The sequence below is a fragment of the Prauserella endophytica genome (genome assembly GCF_005146945.1).
Classification (GTDB): Bacteria; Actinomycetota; Actinomycetes; order Mycobacteriales; family Pseudonocardiaceae; genus Prauserella_A; species Prauserella_A endophytica.
Window position 1 is genome coordinate 19,663 of sequence record NZ_SWMS01000032.1, and the last position, 21,971, is coordinate 41,633.

23 protein-coding genes are annotated in these 21,971 nt (G+C 70.7%); 12 read left to right on the forward strand and 11 right to left on the reverse strand.

Annotated elements, in window-relative coordinates:
• The first annotated feature begins 37 nt into the window (after nt 1-37).
• The 3 genes from FCN18_RS34055 to FCN18_RS34065 are packed head-to-tail and all read left to right on the forward strand — an operon-like array spanning nt 38 to nt 3,139.
• On the forward strand, nt 38-1,303 hold the full coding sequence (locus FCN18_RS34055) for a cytochrome P450 (RefSeq protein ID WP_137097093.1): 1,266 nt from the start codon (nt 38-40) through the stop codon (nt 1,301-1,303).
• 9 nt (nt 1,304-1,312) lie between these two features.
• Nucleotides 1,313-2,395 carry a 1,2-phenylacetyl-CoA epoxidase subunit PaaE gene (paaE, locus tag FCN18_RS34060; protein ID WP_137097094.1) on the forward strand — a complete coding sequence of 361 codons (1,083 nt, stop codon included), beginning with the start codon at nt 1,313-1,315 and terminating at the stop codon, nt 2,393-2,395.
• Nucleotides 2,396-2,410: 15 nt separating this feature from the next.
• The gene (locus FCN18_RS34065; RefSeq protein ID WP_137097096.1) at nt 2,411-3,139 is read left to right on the forward strand and encodes a hypothetical protein; all 729 of its coding nucleotides are present in this window, start codon (nt 2,411-2,413) and stop codon (nt 3,137-3,139) included.
• Here the strand turns inward: FCN18_RS34065 and FCN18_RS34070 are convergent.
• The 4 genes from FCN18_RS34070 to FCN18_RS34085 all read right to left on the reverse strand — a co-directional run bounded on the left by FCN18_RS34070 (nt 3,093) and on the right by FCN18_RS34085 (nt 6,585).
• Nucleotides 3,093-3,968, reverse strand: a complete 876-nt coding sequence (locus FCN18_RS34070) for a LysR family transcriptional regulator (protein WP_112264662.1) — start codon at nt 3,966-3,968, stop codon at nt 3,093-3,095. The two genes, FCN18_RS34065 and FCN18_RS34070, sit on opposite strands and share 47 nt — an antisense overlap.
• 20 nt (nt 3,969-3,988) lie before the next feature.
• Nucleotides 3,989-4,744 carry an SDR family oxidoreductase gene (locus FCN18_RS34075; protein WP_112264660.1) on the reverse strand — a complete coding sequence of 252 codons (756 nt, stop codon included), beginning with the start codon at nt 4,742-4,744 and terminating at the stop codon, nt 3,989-3,991.
• Between the two features lie 121 nt (nt 4,745-4,865).
• On the reverse strand, nt 4,866-6,104 hold the full coding sequence (locus FCN18_RS34080; RefSeq protein ID WP_170200636.1) for a cytochrome P450: 1,239 nt from the start codon (nt 6,102-6,104) through the stop codon (nt 4,866-4,868).
• Between the two features lie 34 nt (nt 6,105-6,138).
• Complete coding sequence (locus tag FCN18_RS34085; protein WP_158303228.1) at nt 6,139-6,585, reverse strand: MarR family winged helix-turn-helix transcriptional regulator; 447 nt, start codon at nt 6,583-6,585, stop codon at nt 6,139-6,141.
• A gap of 64 nt (nt 6,586-6,649) precedes the next feature.
• On the opposite strand from FCN18_RS34085, the gene FCN18_RS34090 reads away from it, so the two are divergent.
• From FCN18_RS34090 to FCN18_RS34105, 4 genes are all read left to right on the forward strand, one after another.
• Nucleotides 6,650-7,072, forward strand: coding sequence for a hypothetical protein (locus FCN18_RS34090; RefSeq protein WP_206078045.1), 423 nt, complete (start codon nt 6,650-6,652; stop codon nt 7,070-7,072).
• Between the two features lie 34 nt (nt 7,073-7,106).
• The gene (locus FCN18_RS34095) at nt 7,107-8,189 is read left to right on the forward strand and encodes a sensor histidine kinase (RefSeq protein ID WP_112264654.1); all 1,083 of its coding nucleotides are present in this window, start codon (nt 7,107-7,109) and stop codon (nt 8,187-8,189) included.
• Nucleotides 8,186-8,860 carry a response regulator gene (locus tag FCN18_RS34100; protein WP_112264652.1) on the forward strand — a complete coding sequence of 225 codons (675 nt, stop codon included), beginning with the start codon at nt 8,186-8,188 and terminating at the stop codon, nt 8,858-8,860. Before FCN18_RS34095 ends, FCN18_RS34100 begins: the two co-directional genes overlap by 4 nt.
• Before the next feature lie 95 nt (nt 8,861-8,955).
• Complete coding sequence (locus FCN18_RS34105; RefSeq protein ID WP_137097098.1) at nt 8,956-11,067, forward strand: MMPL family transporter; 2,112 nt, start codon at nt 8,956-8,958, stop codon at nt 11,065-11,067.
• On the opposite strand, the gene FCN18_RS34110 is transcribed toward FCN18_RS34105, so the two are convergent.
• Together FCN18_RS34110 and FCN18_RS34115 are read right to left on the reverse strand one after the other, a co-directional pair.
• On the reverse strand, nt 11,057-11,443 hold the full coding sequence (locus FCN18_RS34110; RefSeq protein ID WP_113645093.1) for a VOC family protein: 387 nt from the start codon (nt 11,441-11,443) through the stop codon (nt 11,057-11,059). The two genes, FCN18_RS34105 and FCN18_RS34110, sit on opposite strands and share 11 nt — an antisense overlap.
• 70 nt (nt 11,444-11,513) lie before the next feature.
• Entirely contained in the window at nt 11,514-11,969 is a 456-nt protein-coding gene (locus FCN18_RS34115; RefSeq protein ID WP_112264646.1) for a MarR family winged helix-turn-helix transcriptional regulator, read from the reverse strand.
• Nucleotides 11,970-12,065: 96 nt separating this feature from the next.
• Between FCN18_RS34115 and FCN18_RS34120 the strand changes: the two genes are divergently transcribed.
• The 5 genes from FCN18_RS34120 (at nt 12,066) to FCN18_RS34140 (ending at nt 16,427) form a co-directional block, all read left to right on the forward strand.
• Nucleotides 12,066-13,031, forward strand: a complete 966-nt coding sequence (locus FCN18_RS34120) for a ring-cleaving dioxygenase (protein WP_137097099.1) — start codon at nt 12,066-12,068, stop codon at nt 13,029-13,031.
• Complete coding sequence (locus FCN18_RS34125; protein ID WP_112264642.1) at nt 13,028-13,639, forward strand: alpha/beta hydrolase; 612 nt, start codon at nt 13,028-13,030, stop codon at nt 13,637-13,639. Before FCN18_RS34120 ends, FCN18_RS34125 begins: the two co-directional genes overlap by 4 nt.
• Before the next feature lie 366 nt (nt 13,640-14,005).
• On the forward strand, nt 14,006-14,332 hold the full coding sequence (locus FCN18_RS34130) for a hypothetical protein (RefSeq protein WP_112264640.1): 327 nt from the start codon (nt 14,006-14,008) through the stop codon (nt 14,330-14,332).
• A 23-nt stretch (nt 14,333-14,355) separates the two neighbouring features.
• Nucleotides 14,356-15,096 (forward strand): Abi-alpha family protein, encoded by a 741-nt coding sequence (locus FCN18_RS34135; protein ID WP_170200637.1) that lies wholly within the window; start codon nt 14,356-14,358, stop codon nt 15,094-15,096.
• Nucleotides 15,097-15,167: 71 nt separating this feature from the next.
• Nucleotides 15,168-16,427 carry a DUF445 family protein gene (locus FCN18_RS34140; protein ID WP_113645097.1) on the forward strand — a complete coding sequence of 420 codons (1,260 nt, stop codon included), beginning with the start codon at nt 15,168-15,170 and terminating at the stop codon, nt 16,425-16,427.
• Here the strand turns inward: FCN18_RS34140 and ggh are convergent, their stop codons facing one another.
• Genes ggh through FCN18_RS34165 form a run of 5 tightly spaced genes read right to left on the reverse strand, consistent with a single transcriptional unit; the run spans nt 16,428 to nt 21,897 of the window.
• Nucleotides 16,428-17,786: a glucosylglycerate hydrolase gene (gene ggh, locus FCN18_RS34145; protein ID WP_228714260.1), complete on the reverse strand. Its 1,359-nt coding sequence runs from the start codon at nt 17,784-17,786 to the stop codon at nt 16,428-16,430. It abuts the gene before it with no gap.
• Nucleotides 17,783-18,859 carry an ABC transporter ATP-binding protein gene (locus FCN18_RS34150; protein ID WP_113645098.1) on the reverse strand — a complete coding sequence of 359 codons (1,077 nt, stop codon included), beginning with the start codon at nt 18,857-18,859 and terminating at the stop codon, nt 17,783-17,785. The genes ggh and FCN18_RS34150 overlap by 4 nt, the downstream gene beginning before the upstream one ends.
• A 12-nt stretch (nt 18,860-18,871) precedes the next feature.
• Nucleotides 18,872-19,750, reverse strand: a complete 879-nt coding sequence (locus FCN18_RS34155) for a carbohydrate ABC transporter permease (RefSeq protein WP_137097100.1) — start codon at nt 19,748-19,750, stop codon at nt 18,872-18,874.
• Nucleotides 19,747-20,586, reverse strand: a complete 840-nt coding sequence (locus FCN18_RS34160; protein WP_228714261.1) for a carbohydrate ABC transporter permease — start codon at nt 20,584-20,586, stop codon at nt 19,747-19,749. Before FCN18_RS34160 ends, FCN18_RS34155 begins: the two co-directional genes overlap by 4 nt.
• A complete protein-coding gene (locus FCN18_RS34165) occupies nt 20,587-21,897 on the reverse strand; it encodes an ABC transporter substrate-binding protein (protein ID WP_137097101.1) in 1,311 nt (436 codons plus the stop codon).
• Nucleotides 21,898-21,971 lie beyond the last annotated feature (74 nt).

Genomic DNA, 21,971 nt, shown 5'->3' on the forward strand with positions numbered 1-21,971 from the left:
CTGGGTTTGCCGAGCAGTCGGTGTCAAGGGAGAGCCGATGAGTGTGCCCGACGTCTTCGATCCGACCGTCTTCGCGCGTGGCCTGCCGCACGAGCGGTTCCGCGTACTGCGGGACACCGCACCGGTGAGCTGGCAGGAGGAGCCCGAGGTGCTCGGCTGGCCCGAAGGCCCGGGCTACTGGGCGGTGACGCGGCACGCCGATGTCCGGCACGTGCTGCGCACGCCCGAGGTGTTCTCGTCGTGGCTCGGTGCCACGCAGATCCGCGACCCGGAGCCCGACGACCTGGCCTTCATCCGCCGCATGATCCTCAACATGGACCCGCCGGAGCACCAGCGCCTGCGCCGGATCGTCTCCGGCGTGTTCACCCGGCGCAGGCTGGAGCGCTCGGCCGAGCGGATCACCGAGCGGGCCCGCGCTCTGCTCGACGCCGTCGCCCCGCGCGGACGCTGCGACCTGCCTGTCGACGTCACCGACGACTTCCCGCTGGCCAACCTCGCCGACCTCCTCGGCGTGCCGGCTGAGGACCGGGGACTGCTGCTGCGCTGGACCAACCGCGTGATCGGCTACCAGGACCCCGAGCACGCCGAGATCGTCCGGGGTCCTGACGGCAAGCCGGTGAACCCGCGTTCGCCCGCGCAGCTGCGGGACATGTTCGGCTACGCCCTCTGGCTGGCCGAAGCCAAACGGGAGCAACCCGGCGACGACCTGATGAGCGCGCTCGTGCGGGCGTCGGTCGACGGCCGGGCGCTCGACGACGCCGAGCTGCAGATGTTCTTCTTCCTCGTGGTGATCGCGGGCAACGACACCGTGCGCAGCGCATTGCCCGGCGGGGTGCTCGCGCTGGCGAACCACCCGGAGCAGTACGCGCGGCTGCGGGCGGACCCGGCGCTGCTTCCCAGCGCGGTCGAGGAGATCCTGCGCTGGCACCCGCCCGTGCTGAGCTTCCGGCGCACGGCCACGCGCGACGTCGAACTGGGCGGCGCGCACATCCGGGCGGGCGACAAGGTGGTGGTGTACCACTGCTCGGCGCACTTCGACGAGCGCGTCTTCGCCCGCCCCGGCACGTTCGACATCACGCGCGAGCCCAACGACCACCTGGCGTTCGGAGACGGCCCGCACCTCTGCCTCGGCGCGCATTTCGGGCGGTTGCAGCTGAGGATCTTCTTCCGGGAGTTCCTCTCGCGGCTGCCCGTTGTGGAGCTCGACGGCGAGCCGAGGAGGCTCACGTCGAACTTCATCAACGGCATCACGCACCTGCCGCTGCGCTGGCGTCCCGTTGTCCCTGGCCACGACGGCGCCTAGGGTCGGAGGATGAGCGCTCCGGCGAGGCCGAGGTCCCGAACGACCTTCCACCCGCTCACGGTCGCCGACGTCACGCGGCTCTGTGACGACGCGGTGGCGGTCACCTTCGACGTCCCGCCGGAACTGGCGCGGGAGTACGATTTCCTGCCCGGCCAGTCACTGACGCTCCGGCGCACGGTCGACGGCCGCGAGGAGCGCCGGTCGTACTCGATCTGCGCGCCCGCGGGCGACCGGCCGAGAGTGGGTGTGCGAGAGGTGCCCGACGGCCTGTTCTCGACGTGGCTCGTGCGCGACGTCCGGCCCGGCGACGTGATCGAGGTGGGCACTCCCACCGGGAACTTCACGCCGGACCTCGCGGTGCCCGCCCACCACGTGCTCGTCGCAGCGGGCTCAGGGATCACGCCGGTGCTGTCGATCGTGGCGTCCGTGCTGCGCAACCCCGCCACGACGGTGACCCTCTTCTACGGCAACCGGCGCACCGACACCGTGATGTTCGCCGACGAGCTGGCCGATCTGAAGGACCGCTACCCGGCGCGGTTCGAGCTCGTGCACGTGCTCTCGCGGGAGCCACGCGAGGTGGAGCTGTTCAGCGGACGGCTCGACGCGGAGAAGCTCACCGACCTGCTGCGCCTCGTGCCGGAGCCGGACCGGGTCGGCCACTGGTGGCTGTGCGGACCGTTCGGCATGGTCACCGACGCGCAGGACGTGCTCGAACGGCACGGCGTCGGCTCGTCGCGCGTGCATAAGGAGCTGTTCTTCGTCGAGGACGTGCCACCCGATCCGGTGCGCCACGCCGAGCCCGCGCTCGTCGGCGAGACGAGCGAGGTGACCGTGAAGCTCGACGGCCGCATCACCACGGCGCTGGTGCCGAAGTCCACGGCGGTCCTCGACGGCGTGCAGCGCGTACGGCCCGACCTGCCCTTCGCGTGCAAGGGCGGCGTGTGCGGCACGTGCCGCGCGAAGGTGCTCGAGGGCGAGGTCCACATGCGCCGCAACTTCGCGCTGGAGGGCGACGAGGTGGCGGAGGGCTTCGTGCTCACCTGCCAGTCGCGCCCGGTCACCGACACGGTGAGCGTCGACTACGACGCCTAGGGCAAAATCGTTCGGGTGAAGCTGACGGGGCGGGGGGCGCGTGGTCTCGTCGGCGCCGGTCTCGTGGGATGCCTGGTGTGGTCGGTGCTCGTCGAGGCGGCGATGCCGTCGTGGTTCGATCTCGACGATTCCTGTCCCGGCGCCACGGGCGTCGAGCGGAACTACTTCCCGCCGAGCGCGACGTGCTTCTACGAGGGCGACCGCGAGGTCGGCTACCTCCCGCTGTTCGAGACCGTCGTCCTGACCGTCGTCATCGTGCTGCTTGCGGCCCTGACCGTGTCCGGGCTGGTGCTGCTCTGGCGGCAGGCCCCCTCGGACGTGGGCGGCCCGCGACCGGACCGGCCGGTGCTGCACGTGCTGTGCGCGGCGGTGTTGGGTGTCGTGGCCGTCGCTGTGGCCAGGACCGTGGTGATCATCGCGCTGCTGCTGGGCGGTCCACCGGGTGGCATCACAGCCTTCGTCGCGGTCGCGCTCGGGGCAATCGGCGCGGCGAGCGCGCTGGACCGGGCCTTCGGGCCGAGCGGGGGAGCGAGCGGCCGGCGCGCGACGGCCCTGGTGGTGATCAGCAGCGGCGCGATGTTCGCCCTCGTTCTGGCCGCCAGGGATGCGTACGTACAGGAGAACACTTTGCTCGGGCCCGGCTGGGCGATCGCGGCGGCCGGAGGCGTATCTGCGGCCGTGGCGGGAGCCCAGTGGCTCAGCCGCTGGCCGCGCGGAGGAAGGCCTCGCGGGTCTCCGAGCTGACGTGCCGGGGCCACAGCGCGTGCAGCGGGACGTGGGAGGGCGGCTCGAGGACGAGCACGCGCACCCGGCCGCCGGCCGCGAGGCCCGGAGGCGCGGTGACGAACGCGACGTGGTCGGTGCCGATCACGGCGGTCTCCGGCGGGGTGCCCTGGATCGGGTTGCGTTCCAAGCGCGGCTCGAAGCCGCCCTGGCGGCAGAGGTGCAGTAGCAGCTCGGTGTAGCCGGACCGGCCGGGGTGCCCCCACACCATGATCGGCTCGTCGGCGAGGTCACCGAGCCGCACCGAGTCGTGATCGGCGAGGCGATGGCCGGCGGCGACGGCGACCTGCAGCCGCTGGCTCCCCAGAGTGCTGCGGGTCAGCCCGCGGATGGGCGTCATGGCCCGGCACAGCCCGAGGTCGAGGTCGCCTGCCAGCAACTGCTCGGTCAGCTCTCCGGGATAGCGCTGGTTCACCTGCGTGGCCAGTTCGGGCTGGGTGGCGTGGACCCGGCGGATCAGCGCGGTGACCTCGTCGCCGGTGACCGCCGGGGTGTGCCCGATGCGCAACGTCTCCGCCTCACCCCGGCCGATGCGGCGAGCGCGCCGCACGGCGGAGCGAGCGATGCCGTGCAGCACGCGAGCGTCGGCGATCAGCGCCTCCCCTGCGGGCAGGACGGTGACGGTGTTGCCGCTGCGGTCGAGCAGGTCCACGCCCACCTCGCGTTCCAGTGCGCGGATGGAGCTGGACAGTGCCTGCTGGGACAGGTGAAGGCGCCGCGCGGCGCGCGTGAACGTGCCCTCCTCGGCCACCGCGATGAGGTGTTCGAGCTTGTGCAGGTCCAGTCCCATGCGTGCCCCCCGTCCGACGCTCAGCGGGTGGTGTAGCCCCCGTTCGGGAACAACGTCTGTCCCGTGAACCACCATCCCTCGGTGGCGAGGAACGTGACGATCGGGGCGATGTCCTCGATGCGGGTGAGCTGGTTGCCCAGCGCCTGCGACTTGTGGAACTCGACCCGTTCCGGTGTTTCCTGAGGGTAGAAGAACGGGGTGTCCATCGGGCCGGGGGCGACGGTGTTCACCGAGATGCCCCGGTCGGCGAACTCCTTGGCCGCGGCGCGGGTGAAGTGCTCCAGCGGAGCCTTCCCGCCGGCGTAGGTGGAGTAGCCGTCGGTGAAAGCCGCCAGCAGCGACGTGCCCAGGCTGATGATCTTGCCGTTGTCGTTGAGCCGCCGTCCGGCTTCCTGGATGAAGAAGTACGCCGCCTTCGCGTTGATGCCGAACATCCGGTCGTACTCGTCTTCGGTGGTCTCCAGGATCGGCTTGCGCAGCACCATCCCGGTGGTGTTCACCGCGACGTCGACTCCGCCGAACGTGTCCACGGCGGTGTCGAACAGCCCGCGCACGTCGGCGACCCGGGTCAGGTCCCCCTGCACGGCGATCGCGTCGGCCCCGGCGTCCTTGACCGCGGTGACGGTCTTCTCGGCGTCCCCAGCCGACGCGTCGCTGTGGTAGTGGACCACCACGTTCGCGCCTGCCTCGGCGAAGTTGGTGGACAGCAACCCACCCAGGTTCTTCGCGCCGCCGCCGATGACGACGACCTTGTTCCGCAACGTCCGCTCAGTCATGCTTCGCGCTCCCTTCGTTCCTCGTGATCGCGGCACCGACGCTAGGTCGCCACCGCGCGCGGTGGGAAACACGAAGATCGGGTAGCCCCACAAGCGTTGCCGGTAGCCCCTGGAGGAACGCCTAGAAACCGCTGGTGCAGGTGGGTGTGAACCGCACCGGCAGCGCGGTGAGCCCGCGCATCCACACCGACTGCCGCCACACCAGCGCCTCCGGGGCCACCGCGAGGTCGACGTCCGGCAACCGGTCGAGCAGCACCTCGATCGCGGACTCGACGATGGTCGCCGCGATCTCCTGAGCCGGGTACGGGCAGCCGTGCTCGCCGTGGCTGAACGACATGTGGGCCTGGTTGTCGGCGGAGCCACGGCCGGGCTCCGGGTGCACCAGCGGGTCGGTGTTGGCCGCGGCAAGGCCGAGCACCACCAGGTCGCCCGTGTGGATCCGCCTGCCGGCGAGGTGGGTCTCCCTGGTGGCGAAGCGGCCGATGAAGTTCTGGGTCGGCGTCTCCTCCCACAGCACCTCGTTCAGGGCCTGCCGCACGCTGCGGCGTCCGCCGGCGAGGGTCGCGGCGAAGCGGTCGTCGGTGAACATGAGCCGCAGCGCGTTGCCCATCCAGTCCGCCGTCGTCAGCTGTGCCGCGCCCATCGTGAGGAAGAGGTCGGTGGCGATCTGCTCGTCGGTCAGCTCCACCACCGGGTGCGAGAGTATTCGCGAGGGCAGGTCCTCGCCCGGGCGCACGCGCTTGTCCCGCACCAGCCGCAGCATCCGCGCGACGATGCGCTCGTGGGCGCGGACGGCCTCGTCACCCTCGTCGGCCGAGGCCGCGACGTCGCGAACCAGTTCGGGTGCCTCGGCGTCGGGAAGGCCGAACAGCTTGGCGAGCACCAGCAGCGGGATCTGGTGGGTGTACTGCGCGATCAGGTCCGCCTCGCCCCTGGGGGCGAACATGTCGATCAGCCGGTCGGCGATCTGCTCCACCTGCGTGCTCAGCTCCACCTGGTCGACGGCGGTGAGCGCCTCGTGCAGGGCGGGGGAGAGCCTGCGGTGTTCCTCGGCGTCGCTCAGGATCGAGCTGGGCTGGTACTCCACGTACGGCCGCAACGACCAGTCCGGAGACACGCGGCTCCAGCCGTGCCAGTGCCGCGACGTGCGGGCGAACAGCTCGGGGTTGTTCGTGACGTGCAGCAGCTCCCGGTAGCCGAGCACGAGCCACGCGGGCACGCCGCCCTCCAGCAGCACCGGCGCGACGGGGCCGTACTGCTCGCGCATCTCGCGGTAGAGCCGGGCCGGCTCGTTCTGGAACCGAGGGCCGTAGAGGGCGGGCAGCGTCGCGAGTGCCGGCGGCACGGAAGGTGGCGTCACGGGGGCGGAGCCTAGCGCTGCAGTGCGAGCAAGATCACGCGAGCCGGTCGGCGTGCTCGCGGGTCACCTCGGCCAGCCGCCGCGCGATGCCGGTGAACTGCCGCAACGCCGTCGGCGGCAGTCCGTCGAGCGCCGCCGTCGCGTCGTCGGAGACCGGGTGCCACACCGACTCCCGCAGCTCACCGTGTTCGGCGGTGGTCTCGATGACCTGCGCGCGCCGGTCGTCGCTGCTCGGCCTCCTGCGCGCGTAGCCTGCCCGCGCCAGCCGGTCGACCACCTTCGTGACGGCGGCGGGGCTGAGGTGGGCGAGCCGGGCGAGCCGCCGCGCGTTCATCGGCCCTTCGCGTTCGAGGATCTCCAGACAGTGCAGGTCGTTGCGGTTGATGCCGTACCGCGCCGCGACGGCGTCGAGGAGCAGCTCGGTGGCCGAGTGCAGCTCCCTGGCCGCCCGGATCGCCTCGGCCGGGCCGGGTCCGTTCATCCACCCCCCAAGTAGTTCACGACGTGTACATTCAATATTGTTGACTATATCTGCGGGGGCGCACATGGTTGCCACACCGGCCAGAACGGGCTGGGCCACCGCCGCGGCGGTGCTCTACGGGCTGTGGGGCGTGCTGCACGTCGGTCTCGGGGTCACGATGGTGGCCGGCGGGTTGTCCGCAGGGCTGCCGGATGAGGAGACGGCAGCCGAGAGCCTGATGTTCTTTCTCTGCGCCATCGTGTTCGGAGCGCAGGCCGTGGTGGTCGCGGTGACGCTGAACCGGGTCAACGACCGCGTCGGCCACTGGCTGAACCTGACGGTGCTCGGTGCGGTCGACCTCGCGTTCCTCGTTGTGCTCGTCCTGCCAGGCCACGTGGACCTGGCGGGTGGCCTTTCAGGGCCGCTGCTCTGGTTGCTCGCCGCGATCTGCTCGACGCTCGCGATGCGCGCGGGGACCCCTAGGGGCAACGGCCGGGTCTTCCCCTGATGCGGCCGGAAACCGGTTCTGCCATGGTCTGAGCATGCCGATCGGACTGTTCCCGCGCGCGCGGGACGCGGGCCTCGCACTCGGGATCACGGCGATCGTCGTCGGCGGCACGCTCGTGCACGTGGCGGCCGACGACTCCCCGGGCAGGCTCACCCTCTGGTCGTGGGCACTGCTGCTCGTCGCCTGCGCCGCGCTCGTCGTGCGCCGCCGGTACCCGGTGGCGGTGGCCGTGACGACGCTGGTGGCCTCGGGGCTCTACTACCCGTTCGTCGGCCCCGACGGGCCGATCGTGGTCACGTTCGTCGTCGCCCTCTACACGCTCGCGGCGTGCGGGCGCGTGCTCGTGGCGGCGGGGCTCGGCCTCGTCGCGCTCGCCGCCACCGCGTACGGGGAGTACCTCAGCCCGGTGCAGCACGTCGGCAACGCCGGGCTCGCCATGCTCACCGGCTGGCTCGTCGCGAGCATCGCGCTCGGCCGGGCCCGCCGGACCCACCTCGCCTACCTGCGGGAGGCCGAGGAGCGGGCCGCCACCGAGGAGCGGTTGCGCATCGCGCGGGAGCTGCACGACGTGCTGGGCCACAACCTCTCGCTCATCAACGTGCAGGCGGGCGCCGCACTGCACCGCCCCGACGCCGAGACCTCGCGCGCCGCGCTCGAGGTGATCAAGCGGTCGAGCAAGGACACCCTGCGCGAGCTGCGCTCGACGCTCGGCGTGCTGCGCGGGGCCTCCGCCCCTGCGCCTGGACTGGCCACTTTGGACGAGCTGGCCGAGCAGGCGAGGGCCACCGGGCTGACCGTGGTCACCGAGGTGGACGGCGAACGCAAGCCGTTGCCGCCCGAACTGGACCTCACCGCCTACCGCCTCGTGCAGGAGGCGCTCACCAACGTGCGCAGGCACTCGGGCGCGAGCACGGCGACCGTCCGGATCAGCTACACCTCGCGGGACCTGCGCGTCGAGGTCACCGACGACGGCAGGGGCGGCCGCGCCCAACCCGGCCACGGGATGCGGGGCATGAACGAGCGCGTGCGTGCGCTCGGCGGCGACCTCACCGCGGGCGGCCAGGCAGGCGGCGGATTCCGGGTGAGCGCACGGCTTCCGCAGGGAGCGGGCGTATGATCCGCGTTCTGCTCGCCGACGACCAGACGCTCGTGCGTGCGGGCTTCAGGTCCATCCTGGACGGTGAGGACGACATCTCCGTCGTCGCCGAGGCCGCCGACGGGGAGCACGCGGTGCGGCTCGCCCGCGAGCACCGGCCGGACGTCGTGCTCATGGACGTCCAGATGCCGGGCACCGACGGCCTGGAGGCCACGCGCCGCATCGCCGGGGACGAACGGCTCGCCGGGGTCAAGGTCGTCATCCTCACCACCTACGACGTCGACGAGTACGTCTACGGCGCGCTGCGGGCCGGTGCGAGCGGGTTCCTCGTCAAGGACACCGAACCCGTCGAGCTGCTGCAGGCCGTGCGCGTGGTCGCGCGAGGGGACGCGCTGCTGGCGCCCTCGGTGACCCGCAGGCTCATCGCGGAGTTCGCCGGGCGCGTCTCGCGGCCGGAGCCGAGCCCGAGGCTGAACTCGCTGACCGAGCGCGAGCGCGAGGTCATGGCGCTGGTCGCCGCGGGACTGTCCAACGACGAGATAGCCGACCGCCTCGTGCTCTCGCCCGCGACCGCCAAGACCCACGTCAGCCGCATCATGACCAAGCTGGCCGTCCGCGACCGCGCGCAGCTCGTGGTGCTCGCCTACGAGTCGGCCATGATCACTCCCGGTTGGCTGAATCAACCCAGGTAGTACGGGATCTCCCGCAGGGGACGACCTGTGTGGTACGCCGGTTCGGCACCCGTGCCGGACGCGCCGGGGCATACCGTCGGCGGACGCTGCCTCGCATGAACACACCAACGTCAGCACCGAGCCGGCTCACCCGGCTCGCCGCCTGGGCACAGCGGCGGCACTGGCTCGCACTGGGCCTCTGGCTCGTGGTGCTCGCCGCGATCACCGTCACCTCCCAGGTGGTCGGCGCGGACTACCACGACGACCACTCGCTGCCCGGAACCGAATCGCAGCAGGTGATCGAGACCTTCGAGGAGCACGCGCCCGCGCAGCGGGGGGAGACCGTGCAGGTCGTGCTCGCCCACGACCAGGGCGTCGCCGCCCAGCGCGACCGCGTCGACGCGCTGCTCGCCGAGGTCTCCCGGATGCCCCACGTCGCGGGCGTGCAGAGCCCGTTCACCACGCCCGGGGCCGTATCGCCCGACGGCACCGTCGCCTACGCCACCGTCGCGCTCGACCCGGACACCCCTGCCGAGGACGTCCGCTCGCTCATCGAAACCGGGCAAACCGCGGCCGGTGACGGGCTGCGGGTCGCCCTCGGCGGCGACCCGGTGAGGGAGGCCGAGGAGGGAGGAGGCGGCGCCGCCGAGGGCGCCGGGATCCTCGCCGCACTGGTGATCCTGGTCTTCATGTTCGGCTCGCTGCTCGCCGCCGCCGTTCCCATCGTCACCGCGGTGCTCGCGGTCGGCAGCACCATCGGCGCGATCGCGCTCGTCTCGTGGGTCGTCGACATGCCGTCCTACGCGCCACCGCTGATGATGCTCGTCGGCATCGGGGTCGGCATCGACTACGCGTTGCTGATCTTCTCGCGCTACCGGAGTGAGCTGCTGTCGGGCCGGGACCGTGAGCATGCCGCGCGCGTCGCGCTCGACACGGCGGGCCGCTCGGTGCTCTTCGCGGGTTGCACGGTGATCATCGCGCTGCTCGGCCTGCTCGCGCTGGGGCTCGGCTCGCTTCGCGGGGTCGCCTTCGCCGTCGCGCTGACCGTGCTGGTCACGATGGCCGCGTCCGTCACGCTGCTGCCCGCGCTGCTCACCGTGTTCGGGCGGCGCATCGAGCGCAGGATCAGGTCCCGCGCGAGCCGCCGTGTCCACGGGCAGCGGTGGCGGGCGCTCGCCGGTGCGGTGCAGCGGCGGCCCGTGGTGTCGCTGGTGGTGCCGGTCGCCCTGCTCGGTGCGCTGTCGCTGCCCGCGCTGGACATGCGGCTCGGCTTCGCCGACGCGGGCACGGAGGCGGAGGGATCCACGACCCGCGAGGCGTACGACCTGCTCGCCGAGGGCTTCGGCCCCGGCGTCAACGGGCCGCTGATCGTCGTGTCCGAAGGGGACAGTGGATCGTTACGTCAGGCGGTCGAATCCACGCCGGGCGTCGCGAGCGCGACACCGCCGCAGTCGCTGTCCGGCGGCGTGTCCACGATGCTCGTGTTCCCCGACAGCGCACCCCAGGACGCGGCGACGCATGAGCTCGTCGAGCGGCTGCGCACCGACGTCCTGCCTGACGTCGCCGAGCGGACCGGCGCGTCCTACCTCGTCGGCGGGTCGGTGGCGGCGGCCGACGACTTCGCCGGCGAGGTGAGCGAACGGCTGCCGCTGTTCATTCTCGTGGTGGTGGGCCTGTCGGCCCTGCTGCTCGCGGCGGTGTTCCGATCGCTGCTGATCCCGCTCAAGGCGGCCGTGCTGAACCTGCTCAGCATCGGCGCGAGCCTCGGCGTCGTCACGCTCGTGTTCGGACAGGGGCTGTTCGGCGTGCAGGAGGGCCCCATCGAGGCGTTCGTGCCGGTGATGATCTTCGCGATCGTGTTCGGGCTTTCGATGGACTACGAGGTGTTCCTCGTCGCCCGCATGCACGAGGAGTGGCGGCGCACGCGCGACGCGGCACACGCCGTGCGAGAGGGGCTCGCCGGCACCGGCGGGGTCATCACCGCGGCGGCGGCGATCATGATCGTGGTGTTCGGCGCGTTCGTGCTCAGCCCGGACCGGATGCTCCAGCAGTTCGGGCTCGGCCTGGCCGTGGCGGTGCTGCTCGATGCGTTCGTGATCCGCTGCCTGATCGTGCCCGCAGTGATGCGCCTGTTCGGCGAGCGGGCCTGGTGGTTGCCGAGGCGGCTCGACCGGGCGTTGCCCAACGTCCGGCTGGAGCACGACGAGCGGGTGGGCGTCAGCTCGTGAGCACCTCGTGCAGGCACAGCACGTTGCCCTCGGTGTCGTGGAACCACGCGGCGCGCTCGTCGCCCATGGTCGCGATGTGGTCCACGGTCCTGAGGTCGTCGCTGTCGAAGTCGTCGAACCTGACGCCGTGACGCTCGAGCTCCTTGATCTCGGCGGGCAGGTCGGTGACCTCGAAGCTGAGTGCGGTGTGCTCGCTCTGCGTGCCCTCGGGCATGGGCCGCAGGGCGAGCACGTCGCCGGCCCCGGCGGCGAAGTAGACCGAGCCGTCGGGGCCCGTGCCGGTGCGCTTCAGTCCCAGCGACTCGGCGTAGAACCGGCCCGCGCGCTCGACGTCGGTCACCGGCAGCAGTGTCGTGACGGGCGATGTGGTGAGCATGATGACCTCCTCGCCGCCATGCTCCGCCGCCGTTTCCGCTGGTGACAACGGCTGTTCCCGGTGCGGTTTTTCAGTCGGCGCCGTTGACCTCGCGCAGCGTTCGCATGGCTTCGGCGAGTGACTCGGACGCCTGCGGGCCGAGCGGTTCGAGGACGGTCCTGCGCAGGATGTCGGCGCACGCCTTGCGTGCCTGTTCGGCGACATCGAGCCCGTGTTCGGTGAGGCACGCGTAGGTGACGCGGCGATCGTCCGCACTGGGTACCCGGCAGATGAGGTCGGCGGCGGCGAGACGGTCGGCGACCTTGGTGAACCCGCCGCTGGAGAGCGCCGCCTCCTTGGCGAGCCGGGTCATCGGCATGCGGTGATCGGGGGAACGGACGAGTCTGAGGATGATGTCGAACGAGGCCGGGGCGAGGCCGAACCGCTCGGCGATCTCGCCCATCAGCCGGTCCTGGGTGGCCAGGTATCCCTCGATGACCAGGCCCCACCAGGTCACGATCTCGTCGTCGTCGGGTTCGGTCGGCACGCCCCGAGTGTACCGCAGTTGTCTTCCGGAAATATATCTTGCGCGCGAGATGTTATGGGGTTAGCTTTGAAGCACCCGCTCCCAAGGAGGGACGCCATGTCGTTCAAGACCAGCGGCCTGCACCACGTCACCGCGATCGGCGGAGACCCGCAGCGCAACGCCGACTTCTACCTGCGCACGCTGGGGTTGCGGCTGGTGAAGACCACCGTCAACTTCGACGACCCGGGTACCTACCACCTCTACTACGGCGACGAGTCCGGCAAACCGGGCACGCTGCTCACGTTCTTCCCCTGGCGCGACGCGCCCAGCGGCCGGATCGGCACCGGTCAGGCCACCACCACGTCGTTCTCGGTGCCCGAGCACTCGCTCGGCTGGTGGAAGCAGCACCTCGAGGTCTCCGGCGTGACGACGAGCGAGGTCACCAGTCGCGACGAGGAGGAGGTGCTCACCTTCCGCGACCCCGACGGCCTTCAGCTCGCGCTCGTCGCCCACCAGCAGGGCGACCCCCGCGACCCGTGGGACACGGCGCTGGTGCCTGGTGAGCACGCCATCCGCGGCCTGCACTCCGTGACCATGTCGGTGTCGCGCGAGGACGCCACGGCGGGCACGCTCACCGAGGACCTCGGGCTGACGTTCTCCGAGCAGGACAGCAACCGCTTCCGGTTCACCGCGGGCGACGGCGGCCCGGGCGCGATGGTGGACGTGCTGGTGACGCCCGACGCGCCGAAGGGCCTGGTCGCCGCGGGCACCGTGCACCACGTCGCGTGGCGGGCCCCGGACGAGGAGACCCAGGTCGGCTGGCGGGAGGCCCTGGTCGACTGCGGGGTGGGCGTCACGTCCATCCTCGACCGCCAGTACTTCCGGTCGATCTACTTCCGTGAGCCGGGCGGCACGCTGCTGGAGATCGCCACCGACCAGCCGGGCTTCTCGATCGACGAGCCGCTGCTGGAGCTGGGCCGTGCGCTCAAGCTGCCGCCGTGGCTGGAGCCCAACCGCGAGCAGATCGAGGCGACGTTGCCGAAGCTCGACCTGCCCAGCGAGAACAACCCGGTGCGGGTATGACCGCGCTGTCGCTCGACCACAGGTTCGTGGAGGGCGAGGACGACGCGCCGGTGCTCCTGCTGCTGCACGGCACGGGCAGCAACCCGGACGACATCCTCGCCCTCGGCAAGGAGCTGAGCCCGTCGTCGCCGATGCTCGCACCGGCGGGCCCGGTGTCCGAGCACGGCGCGGCGCGCTGGTTCCGCAGGCTCGCGGAAGGTGTCTTCGACACCGAGGACGTGCTGTTCCGGGCCGAGCAGCTCGCCGAGTTCGTGCTCGCGGCGCGGCGGGAGTACGGGCTCGGGGACCGCAGGTTGGTGGCGGCCGGGTTCTCCAACGGCGCCAACATCGCGGCGGCGGTGACGCTGCTGCGGCCGGACGTGCTGACCGAGGCGGCGTTGTTCGCCGCGATGCTCCCGGTGCCCGATCCGCCTTCCCGTCCCCTGAGCGGAACCCGCGTTTTCCTCTCCAACGGCAGGCAGGACCCGATGGCCCCGCTGGCGTCGAGTGAGCGGCTCGTGGCGCTGCTGCGGGAACGTTCCGCGGAGGTCACCGAGAACTGGCATCACGGCGGCCACCAGATCACCCTGGCCGGCCTCGAAGCCGCGAGGACCTGGCTGACCCCCTGAGCCAGGTCCTCGCCCCTGCAGTAGTGAAGGCCACCATGCCTGCGCCCGACCGTCTCCCACCACCACCCAAACGGAGACGCTGCGCGCCGCAGTGTTGATTCCCACGCAGTGATGGTGGCCTTCACTGCATTTGGGTTAACCCACCCGAGCATGATCCATTCGCGGTTCGCATTCCGGGCGAATGTCCGAATTGGTGCGGCTCAACGGACTAAGCGGCAATGCGCGATTCGGGGCCGCTGCTTTTTCGCGAACTATGCTGTTTACGCTTTCGGAGGCTCGGGGGAAGGTGCACGATGAACTTCGGTGACATGGTCGACTGCCCGCGCTGCCACGGCTCGGGGCTCGGACCCAACCGAAAGGACCCTTGTGGCAACTGCGGAGGACTCGGGCAGGTCCCGAAGTAGCGCGGGCGAGGACTGCCCGCTCTGCCACGACACCGGCACCTTGTCCTGGCAGCAGCCGCAGCCGACCTCCGGCGTGCTCCGCACGATCGAGATGCCCTGCCCCCACGGGTGTGGCGAGCACTGGAAACACCCAGAGGCCGAACGCGACCGCGTGGTCGAACAGCCGGACACCACCCCCGACCGGGTCCGGGGCAACGCGGACGAGGCCAACAGCATCGGCGCCGAGTTCATCAAGGGTGCGCTGCGGAACTGGGGTTTCCTCGACGGCGAGCAGGACCGTCCGAAGTAGTACGGGCAAGTAACATCCCCTGCGTGGACTCGGAAGACTTGGTGCAACGTGCCGGCAGGATCGCGGGCTGGGCCGCGCGCACGGGCTACTCGCTCGGCAGGCGGCTGCCCGGCGCCGACAGCGCCGAACGGAGCCTGCGGACGCTCGAGCAGAAGGCCCTCGGGGAGCTGCGCCGACGCCTCGAAGGCGCTGGCGACCCCTACCTCGCCACGCTCAACCAGGCGCCGTCGACCGGCAGAAACCTCACCAACGGCCAGGTGAAGGGCCGCGCGGTCACCGTCGTGACGCCCGACGAGCCGCTGCGCGTCGCCATGGCCGAGCTGCTGAACCGGTCCACCGGCCTCGACCGCGACCGCTCCCGCGACTACCTCTACGCGGTCATCCTCCGCCAGCTGACGCCCGACGAGGCCCGCATCCTGGCCGCGCTCGCCGACGGTTCGCCGTTCCCGCTGGTGGACGTCGCCGAGCGCACCGGCCTCGGCGGCGCGGGACGGGTCGTGCTCCGCAACGCCTCGACCGTCGGCAAGGCGGCCGGGGTGACCCTGCTCGACCACGTGCCCGCCTACGTCACCCGGCTCGTCGGCCTCGGCCTGGCCGACATCGACGAGGAGGCGCCCGCGCTGAGCACGCAGTACGAGATCCTGCTGACCGACGACACGGTGCGGGCGGCCGAGCAGCTGGTCAAGCGGCCGCGGTTCGTCCGGCGCACCGTGCGGATCTCGCCGCTCGGGGTGAGCTTCTGGCAGGCCTGCGCGCCGAAGTGAGTGCGGGTGCGATCCGGTGGCCGTCATGTGATCATGGTCACCCACATCGGTGAGGATGTTGGTGGTGCGTGATGGACGAGTACCTGCGGGGAATCGCCGACGACTTCCTGCGGTACTGGCCCGTGTACTGCTCCATCCCGGTGGTCGCCGCGCTCATCGGCTACGTGACCAAGCTCGTCGCGATCCGCATGATGTTCCAGCCGCTGAACTTCACCGGGCTGCGGCTGCGTGGCAAGCCGTTCCTCGGCTGGCAGGGCATCGTCCCAAAGCGCGCAGCTCGAATGGCGAGCATCGCGTGCGACACGATGACCCAGCAGCTGGTCACGCCGCGCGAGGTCGTGGAGCGGCTCGACCCCGAGCGCATCGCGAAGGAGATCGAGCGGCCGCTGCTCGCCGCCACCGAGGAGATCGTCACCGACATCGCGGCCGAGTACCAGCCGGGGCTCTGGGACGCGCTGCCCGAACGCGTGCGCAAGCTCGTGGTCAGGCGGGTGCAGGCCGAGGCGCCGAAGATGGTCGCCTCGGTCATGGAGGCGATCAAGAACGACGTCGACTCCGTGTTCGACCTCAAGGACATGGTCGTGACGAGCCTTGTAAAGGACAAGGCGCTGCTCAACCGCATCTTCCAGGAGGCGGGGCACAAGGAGTTCCGGTTCATCGCGCGTTCCGGACTGCTCTTCGGCGGCCTGATCGGCATCGTGCAGATGGTCGTGTGGCTCGTGTTCCGGATCCCGCTCATCATGCCGCTGTTCGGCCTGTTCATCGGCTGGTTCACCGACTGGCTCGCCCTCAAGATGATCTTCCGGCCGAAGGAGCCGACCCGCTACCTCGGGCTGTTCGAATGGCAGGGCCTGTTCATCAAACGGCGCGCCGAGGTCTCCGAGGCCTACGCCGCGCTCATCGCCAGGGAGATCATCACCCCGCACAACGTGATCGAGGCCGTGCTGCGCGGCCCGTTCTCGGACAAGGTGGTCACGTTGATCCAGCGGCAGGTCGACGCGGAGCTGGCGAAGCAGGCGAGCTTCGCGAAGCCGCTCGTGGTCATGGCCATCGGCAGCAGGCGCTATCAGGAGATGAAGGAGCGGATCGCCGATCAGGTGATGGCTCGGCTGCCGGAGACGCTGCACTACATCGAGGACTACGCCGAGGACGCCATGGACATCCGCAACACGCTGGTGACCAAGATGAAGCAGCTCGACGCCGACGAGTTCGAGGGCCTGCTGCGGCCGGCGTTCCAGCAGGACGAGTGGATCCTCATCCTCACCGGAGCGCTGCTGGGCGCGGCGTGCGGTGAGCTGCAGGTGCAGCTCGTGCTGCAGCTGACGACGTAGTCAGACCCCGCAAAGCCAGTCGAGCACCACGGCCGCCGTCCACGATTGGTTGGTGCTGCCGAGCGGCTTGCCGGTGAACGGCTCGTAGTACTCGCCGAACGAGCCGTCGGAGACCAGGTGCACGCCCTGTGCCCGGAACTCGCTCGCGTGGCGAGGCCAGTTGCGCTGCTCGAAAGCCCAGCCGAAGAGCCACGTGACCACCGGCCACTGCGGACCGCGCCAGTAGCGCTTCGCGTCGAAGTCCGGCGACGACGGCGAAACCGACGGCGGCACAGCGGCCAGCAGGTCGGGGTGCCCCGACCACGCGGGGCTGTCCAGCGTGGACATCAGGCGAGACTCGACGTCGGCGGGCAGGCCGCCGCACAGCAGCGGCGAGAACCCGGCGATGGTCTCGGCCGAGAGCCAGCGCCCACTGCGGATGTCGCGGTCCCGTGCCATGCCGGTCTCGGGGTGCGCGCTCAGCGCCACGGCGGCCCGGGCCCGCGCCGCCCACATCCGCAGCTCGGCGATCTCTTCCGCGTTCTGGTCCAATTCCTCGCCGAGGCCGGCGAGTGTGTCACATGCCAGCGCGAACACGGCCGTGACGAACACGTCGCCGACGAGGAAGCCAGAGGTCTCCACGACCCGGTCGGGGTGGTAGTCGGCGCGCCGCATCTGCTCGATCAGCCACAGGTAGCGGTCGTACTCGTCGTCGCTCGGCCGCTCGCCGGGGTCGTCCACCTGCAGCAGGTCGAGCCGCATGTAGGGCGGCAGGTCGGGGCCGGGCAGCACCGCGGCGTACGGCTCGTCCCAGCGCGGTGAGTTGTCCATTCCAGACTCCCAGCCGTGCACGATCGCGACGAGCCCGCTGGCGTCCGGCATCCGGTGCCGCACGATCCAGCGGTGCCAGCGGTAGAGCGAGGACCACGCCCGCTCGGCGAACGCCTCGGCCTCCTCGGCGTCGTCCTGCGAGGTCTTCCGCGCGATCTCGACGATGCGCCGCACGGCGATCGCATGTACAGGAGGCTGGCAGATCCCGGAGGTACGCACGCCGTGCGGGCGCTGCGGCGCCGCGTCGGTGCCCCAGCGGTCGGGTCCGGGGAAGTAGTCGGTGTCCTGGGTGAACACGATGTGCGGGATCATCCCGTCGCGCCATTGCGCCGCCAGCAGCGTGTCCAGCTCGGCGACCGCGCGGCGCACGTCGAGGTAGGCCAGGCCCATCGAGATGAACGCCGCGTCCCAGCTCCACATGTGCGGGTACAGCTTGGGGGAGGCGGTGACCAGGCTGCCGGTGTCGTTGTCGCGCAGCACGAGCGCGGCCCTCGCGGCCAGGCTCGCGGGGTGGAAGTGGACGGCGCGGTGGCCCGCGGCGGTGATCACCGGACCTCCAGGAGCAGACTCGTTTCGGGGTCGTACCAGCGGCACGCTTCGGGCGGGATGCGCAGGCTCAGGCTCCCGCCGGGCTCGGCGCGGAACGTCGGCGGCGCCTGCACCTTCACCGGCTGGCCGCAGATCTCCGTGGTCAGCAACGCCGAGGAGCCGAGCGGTTCCAGCACCTGCAGCTCGCCCTGCAACGCGCCGTCGCCGCCCGCGACCTCGATGGCCTCCGGTCGCACGCCGAGCTTCAGGGTCCGGCCGGCGAAGGTCGACAGCGCGTGCGGCACGGCGAGCGACTGCCCGCCGAGATCGAGCTTGGAGCCGTCCCGTTCGACCGTGCCGGTCAGGAAGTTCATCGGCGGGCTGCCGAGGAAGCCGCCGACGAACTCGTTCGCGGGGTCGTCGTAGACCGCGGTCGGCGCGTCGCACTGGGCGATCCTGCCCTCGCGCATCACCGCGACGCGGTCGCCCAGCGACAGCGCCTCGACCTGGTCGTGGGTGACGTAGAGCGTGGTGGTGCCGAGCTCGCCGACGAGCTTCTTCAGCTCGGCGCGGAAGGACAGCCGCAGCAGCGCGTCCAGGTTGGACAGCGGCTCGTCCATGAGCAGCACGTCCGCGTCCATCACGATCGCACGGGCAACCGCGACGCGCTGCCGCTGTCCCCCGGAGAGCTTGGCGGGGTAGCGGTCGAGGTAGGGGCTCAGCTGCAGCAGATCGGCGGCCCACTCGACCTTGCGGCGCACCTCGGCGGCGGGTGTGCCACGCACGCGCAGCCCGAAGCCGATGTTCTCGGCGACGTTCTTGTTGGGGAACACGGCGTAGGACTGGAACACCATCGAGAGGTTGCGCCGCCTCGGCTCCAGGTAGGTGACGTCCTGGTCGCCGATGACGATCTGGCCCGAGTCCGGCAGCTCCAGCCCGGCGACCATCCGCAGCAGAGTCGTCTTGCCGCAGCCGGAAGGGCCCAGCAGCACCATGAACTCACCGTCGGCGACCTCCAGCGAGACCTCGTCGGTCGCGCGCACCGTCGCCCCCGCGTAGGTCTTGACCAGGTCCCGCAGGACGACCTCAGCCATGGTCGGTCTCCCTCATCGCAGCGTCGTTCCCCACATGTTCACGAGATAGCGCCGCATCACGGCGATGAACACCAGTGCGGGCAGGATCAGGGCGAAGCCGCCCGCGAAGCGGTAGGCGGTCGAGGCCTCATCGAGTGCGGTGAGCACCTGCGCGGGCAGGGTGCGGTGGCTGAGCGTCACCACGGTCGCGCCGAGGATCTCGTTCCAGGACAGGACGAACGTGAAGATCGACGAGGCCGCGAGACCCGGGAGCGCGAGCGGCACCACGACCTTGCGGGCGGCCTGCCAGCGCGTGCACCCGAAGACCTGCGCGGCCTCCTCGAGGTCGGTCGGCACCGCCACGAAGATGCTCGCCGTGATCAGGACGGTGGTCGGCAGCGCGAGCGTGGTGTGGACCAGCGTCACGGCGAACACCGTGTCGTAGACGTCGAGCCGCAGGAACATCGTCGCGAGCGGCACCGAGAGCACCACGATCGGCAGCGCCCGCACCAGAAGGATGAACACCTGGTAGGAGTTCTTGCCCCGGAAGGCGTGGCGGGCGAGCGCGTAACCCGCCGGTGCGCCGACCACGAGCGACCAGAACACCGTGTAGACGCCGACGAGCACGGAGTTGCCCAGCGCCGGAATGGTGCCGGTCGCCTCGAAGAACGCCAGGAGCGTCTCGAAGGAGTACTCGCTGGGCAGGAACGGCTTCGGGAACTCGGCGAGCGCATCCCGGGAGGAAATCGCCGAAAGCCCGATCAGCACGATCGGCAACGCCATGAACAACGTCACCGCGATGCAGGCGGCCTGCACCCACGCCGCCTGCCTGCGCCGCCGCTTCAATGGTGCCGTGTCGACAGGCGGCAGGGTCCGCCCGGCGGCCTCGGCCGGGCGCGTCTCCGTGCTCATCGCGCCCCCTCCGGCTGGCGGACCGTGCGCAGGTACAGCACCGCGGTGCCCAGCGAGATCACCAGCACCACGAGTGCGACCGCGCTCGCGACCGCGGGGTTCTGCAACACCACGTACCACTCGTAGGTCTCGCCGACGAGCAGCGGGAAGTCGCGTCCGGTGAGTGCCTGCGCGACGGCGAAGGCCTGCAACGCGAGGATCGTGCGCAGGATCAGGGCCACCTGAAGGCTCGGGCCGAGCAGTGGCAGGGTGACGTGCCGCAGCCGCTGCCAGAAAGTCGCGCCGAAGACCTGCGCGGCCTCGTCGTACTCGCGCGGGATCATCTGCACGCCTGCGACCACGATCACGAACACCAGCGACGTGGCCCGCCACAGTTCCGCGATCACGACGGTGAGCAGCATCGTGGCGGTGTTCTCGTAGTTCAGCCACTGCACGCCGTTCTCGGACAGCCCGAGCGAGACCAGCAGCGAGTTCAGGTAGCCCCGGTTGTCGAAGATGGACAACCACACGAGACCCGCGGCCAGCTCCGAGATCGCCAGCGGAACGCACCACAGGTAGAAGTGCCCGCTCGCGAACCGTGGCCGCGCCTGCATCAGCAGCGCCATGCCGACGGCGAGCACCACCTGAACGGGCACCACGATGACGATGAGCAGCAGCGTGTTACGCAGCGCGCGCAGGAAGTACGGGTCACCGAAGAGGCGTTCCCAGTGCGCGAGGGTGAAGCCGTCGGCGCCGGTGAACGCCGAGAGAACGCCCTGCACGAGCGGCCAGCCGAACAGCGCCACCATGAGCACGATCGACGGCAGCAGCAGCAACCACGGCGAGCGCAGGCGCACCTACATCACCTCGCAGCGCTCGGCGGCGGGGTCGGGGGCCCAGCACGGCACCTTCAGGTCGTCGAGGATGCCCTGCAGCACCCGTGCCTGGCCGTCCAAGGTGGACCGGATGTCGGCGCGGTCGAGCACGATGGACCGAAAGGTGTCCTGGAAGACCTTGCTCACCTCGCCCTCTCTGGTGCCGAGCCCGACCGGGGGCAGGGACAGGATGCTGTCGGCGGCCTCTTGCTGTCGCTTCACGGCCTCGGCCTCCAGCTTGATCGCGGGAGGCAGGTCCTCCGGGATCTCGGCCGCCACGGCGGGGAAGAAGCTGTTGGAGCGCAGCAGCTCCACCTGTGTGTGCGGTTTGCTCAGCTCGTCGATCGTGCGCCGGGCCAGGTCGGGGTCGGTGCTGTCCTTCGGGATGGCGAGCCCGGCGACCACGGCCATGTAGCCGAGCCCGTGCGGACCCCGCGGTGAGGGCAGCATTCGCCAGTTCCGCGGGTCTCGCTCCGGCGCGTCGACCAGGCGGACCACGTGGTCCCACGCCATGCGTACCTCGCCGGTCTCCAGCGGCTCCTGCATGAAGTCGTACGTTGTGCTCGCCGGGCCGCAGTTGGCCCACAGCTCGCGCAGGTACTCCCACGCCTTGGCGGCCTCGCGCGAGCGGAACGTCGTGATCTGGCCGCCGGTGAACGACGGGAGGAGGTAGCCCTGCGTGAACCGGTGGAGCAGCCCTTTCGGGCCCGCGGGCAGGCCGAGCATGGGCCGGTTGCCGTTGGCGCGCCGCGCGGCGATGGCCCAGTCGAGGAAGTCGTCGTACGTCAGCGCGTTCGCGTCGGCGCCCGCAGGCAGATGCTGGAGCGCGTCGGCGTGCGCGGCGAGCACGTAGCTCGCGTTGGCCCACGGGATGTACCAGGTTCGGCCGGTGCCCGCCTTGGCGAGTTCGAGGTACTCAGCGGGCCAGCCCCGGTCGCCGAGTCCGGCGAGCAAGTCGGTGACGTCTTCCAGGTAGCCGTCCGCGAGCGGGGCCAGGTCGCCGTGCAGTCCGCCGAGCAGACCGATCTGCGTTGAGCCTGCGTCGATCTGGCTGCGGACCTGACCGGCGAACGGCCCGTCCTCGATGGTCACGTAGCTGACTCCCGCGACCGTCTCGCCGAGCAGCGAGCGGAACGCCTCGGCTTCGTCGACCGGCCGGAACTGTGTCGACAGGAAGATCATGCCGCCGTTGCCGGTGGTCGCGAATCCGGTGCAGGCGGAGGCGGACAGAGCGAGCGCGCCGAGACCCGCGGCGCGCAGGAAGGCACGGCGGTCGAGGCCGGTCCCCGGCATGTATGCCCTCCCGCGACGTTACGAACTTTTGTCAGGTTGGTTAACGTAAGTTCTCTGAGGGATATTGTCAACGT

Coding starts and splice junctions, on each gene's coding strand:
- FCN18_RS34095 (WP_112264654.1), top strand. CDS start 7,107: ATGCCGATCGGACTGTTCCCGCGCGCGCGGGACGCGGGCCTCGCACTC.
- FCN18_RS34120 (WP_137097099.1), top strand. CDS start 12,066: ATGTCGTTCAAGACCAGCGGCCTGCACCACGTCACCGCGATCGGCGGA.
- FCN18_RS34055 (WP_137097093.1), top strand. CDS start 38: ATGAGTGTGCCCGACGTCTTCGATCCGACCGTCTTCGCGCGTGGCCTG.
- FCN18_RS34165 (WP_137097101.1), bottom strand. CDS start 21,897: ATGCCGGGGACCGGCCTCGACCGCCGTGCCTTCCTGCGCGCCGCGGGT.
- FCN18_RS34155 (WP_137097100.1), bottom strand. CDS start 19,750: ATGAGCACGGAGACGCGCCCGGCCGAGGCCGCCGGGCGGACCCTGCCG.
- FCN18_RS34075 (WP_112264660.1), bottom strand. CDS start 4,744: ATGACTGAGCGGACGTTGCGGAACAAGGTCGTCGTCATCGGCGGCGGC.
- FCN18_RS34090 (WP_206078045.1), top strand. CDS start 6,650: ATGGTTGCCACACCGGCCAGAACGGGCTGGGCCACCGCCGCGGCGGTG.
- FCN18_RS34105 (WP_137097098.1), top strand. CDS start 8,956: ATGAACACACCAACGTCAGCACCGAGCCGGCTCACCCGGCTCGCCGCC.
- FCN18_RS34100 (WP_112264652.1), top strand. CDS start 8,186: ATGATCCGCGTTCTGCTCGCCGACGACCAGACGCTCGTGCGTGCGGGC.
- FCN18_RS34150 (WP_113645098.1), bottom strand. CDS start 18,859: ATGGCTGAGGTCGTCCTGCGGGACCTGGTCAAGACCTACGCGGGGGCG.
- FCN18_RS34085 (WP_158303228.1), bottom strand. CDS start 6,585: ATGAACGGACCCGGCCCGGCCGAGGCGATCCGGGCGGCCAGGGAGCTG.
- paaE (WP_137097094.1), top strand. CDS start 1,313: ATGAGCGCTCCGGCGAGGCCGAGGTCCCGAACGACCTTCCACCCGCTC.
- FCN18_RS34070 (WP_112264662.1), bottom strand. CDS start 3,968: ATGGGACTGGACCTGCACAAGCTCGAACACCTCATCGCGGTGGCCGAG.
- FCN18_RS34110 (WP_113645093.1), bottom strand. CDS start 11,443: ATGCTCACCACATCGCCCGTCACGACACTGCTGCCGGTGACCGACGTC.
- FCN18_RS34140 (WP_113645097.1), top strand. CDS start 15,168: ATGGACGAGTACCTGCGGGGAATCGCCGACGACTTCCTGCGGTACTGG.
- FCN18_RS34125 (WP_112264642.1), top strand. CDS start 13,028: ATGACCGCGCTGTCGCTCGACCACAGGTTCGTGGAGGGCGAGGACGAC.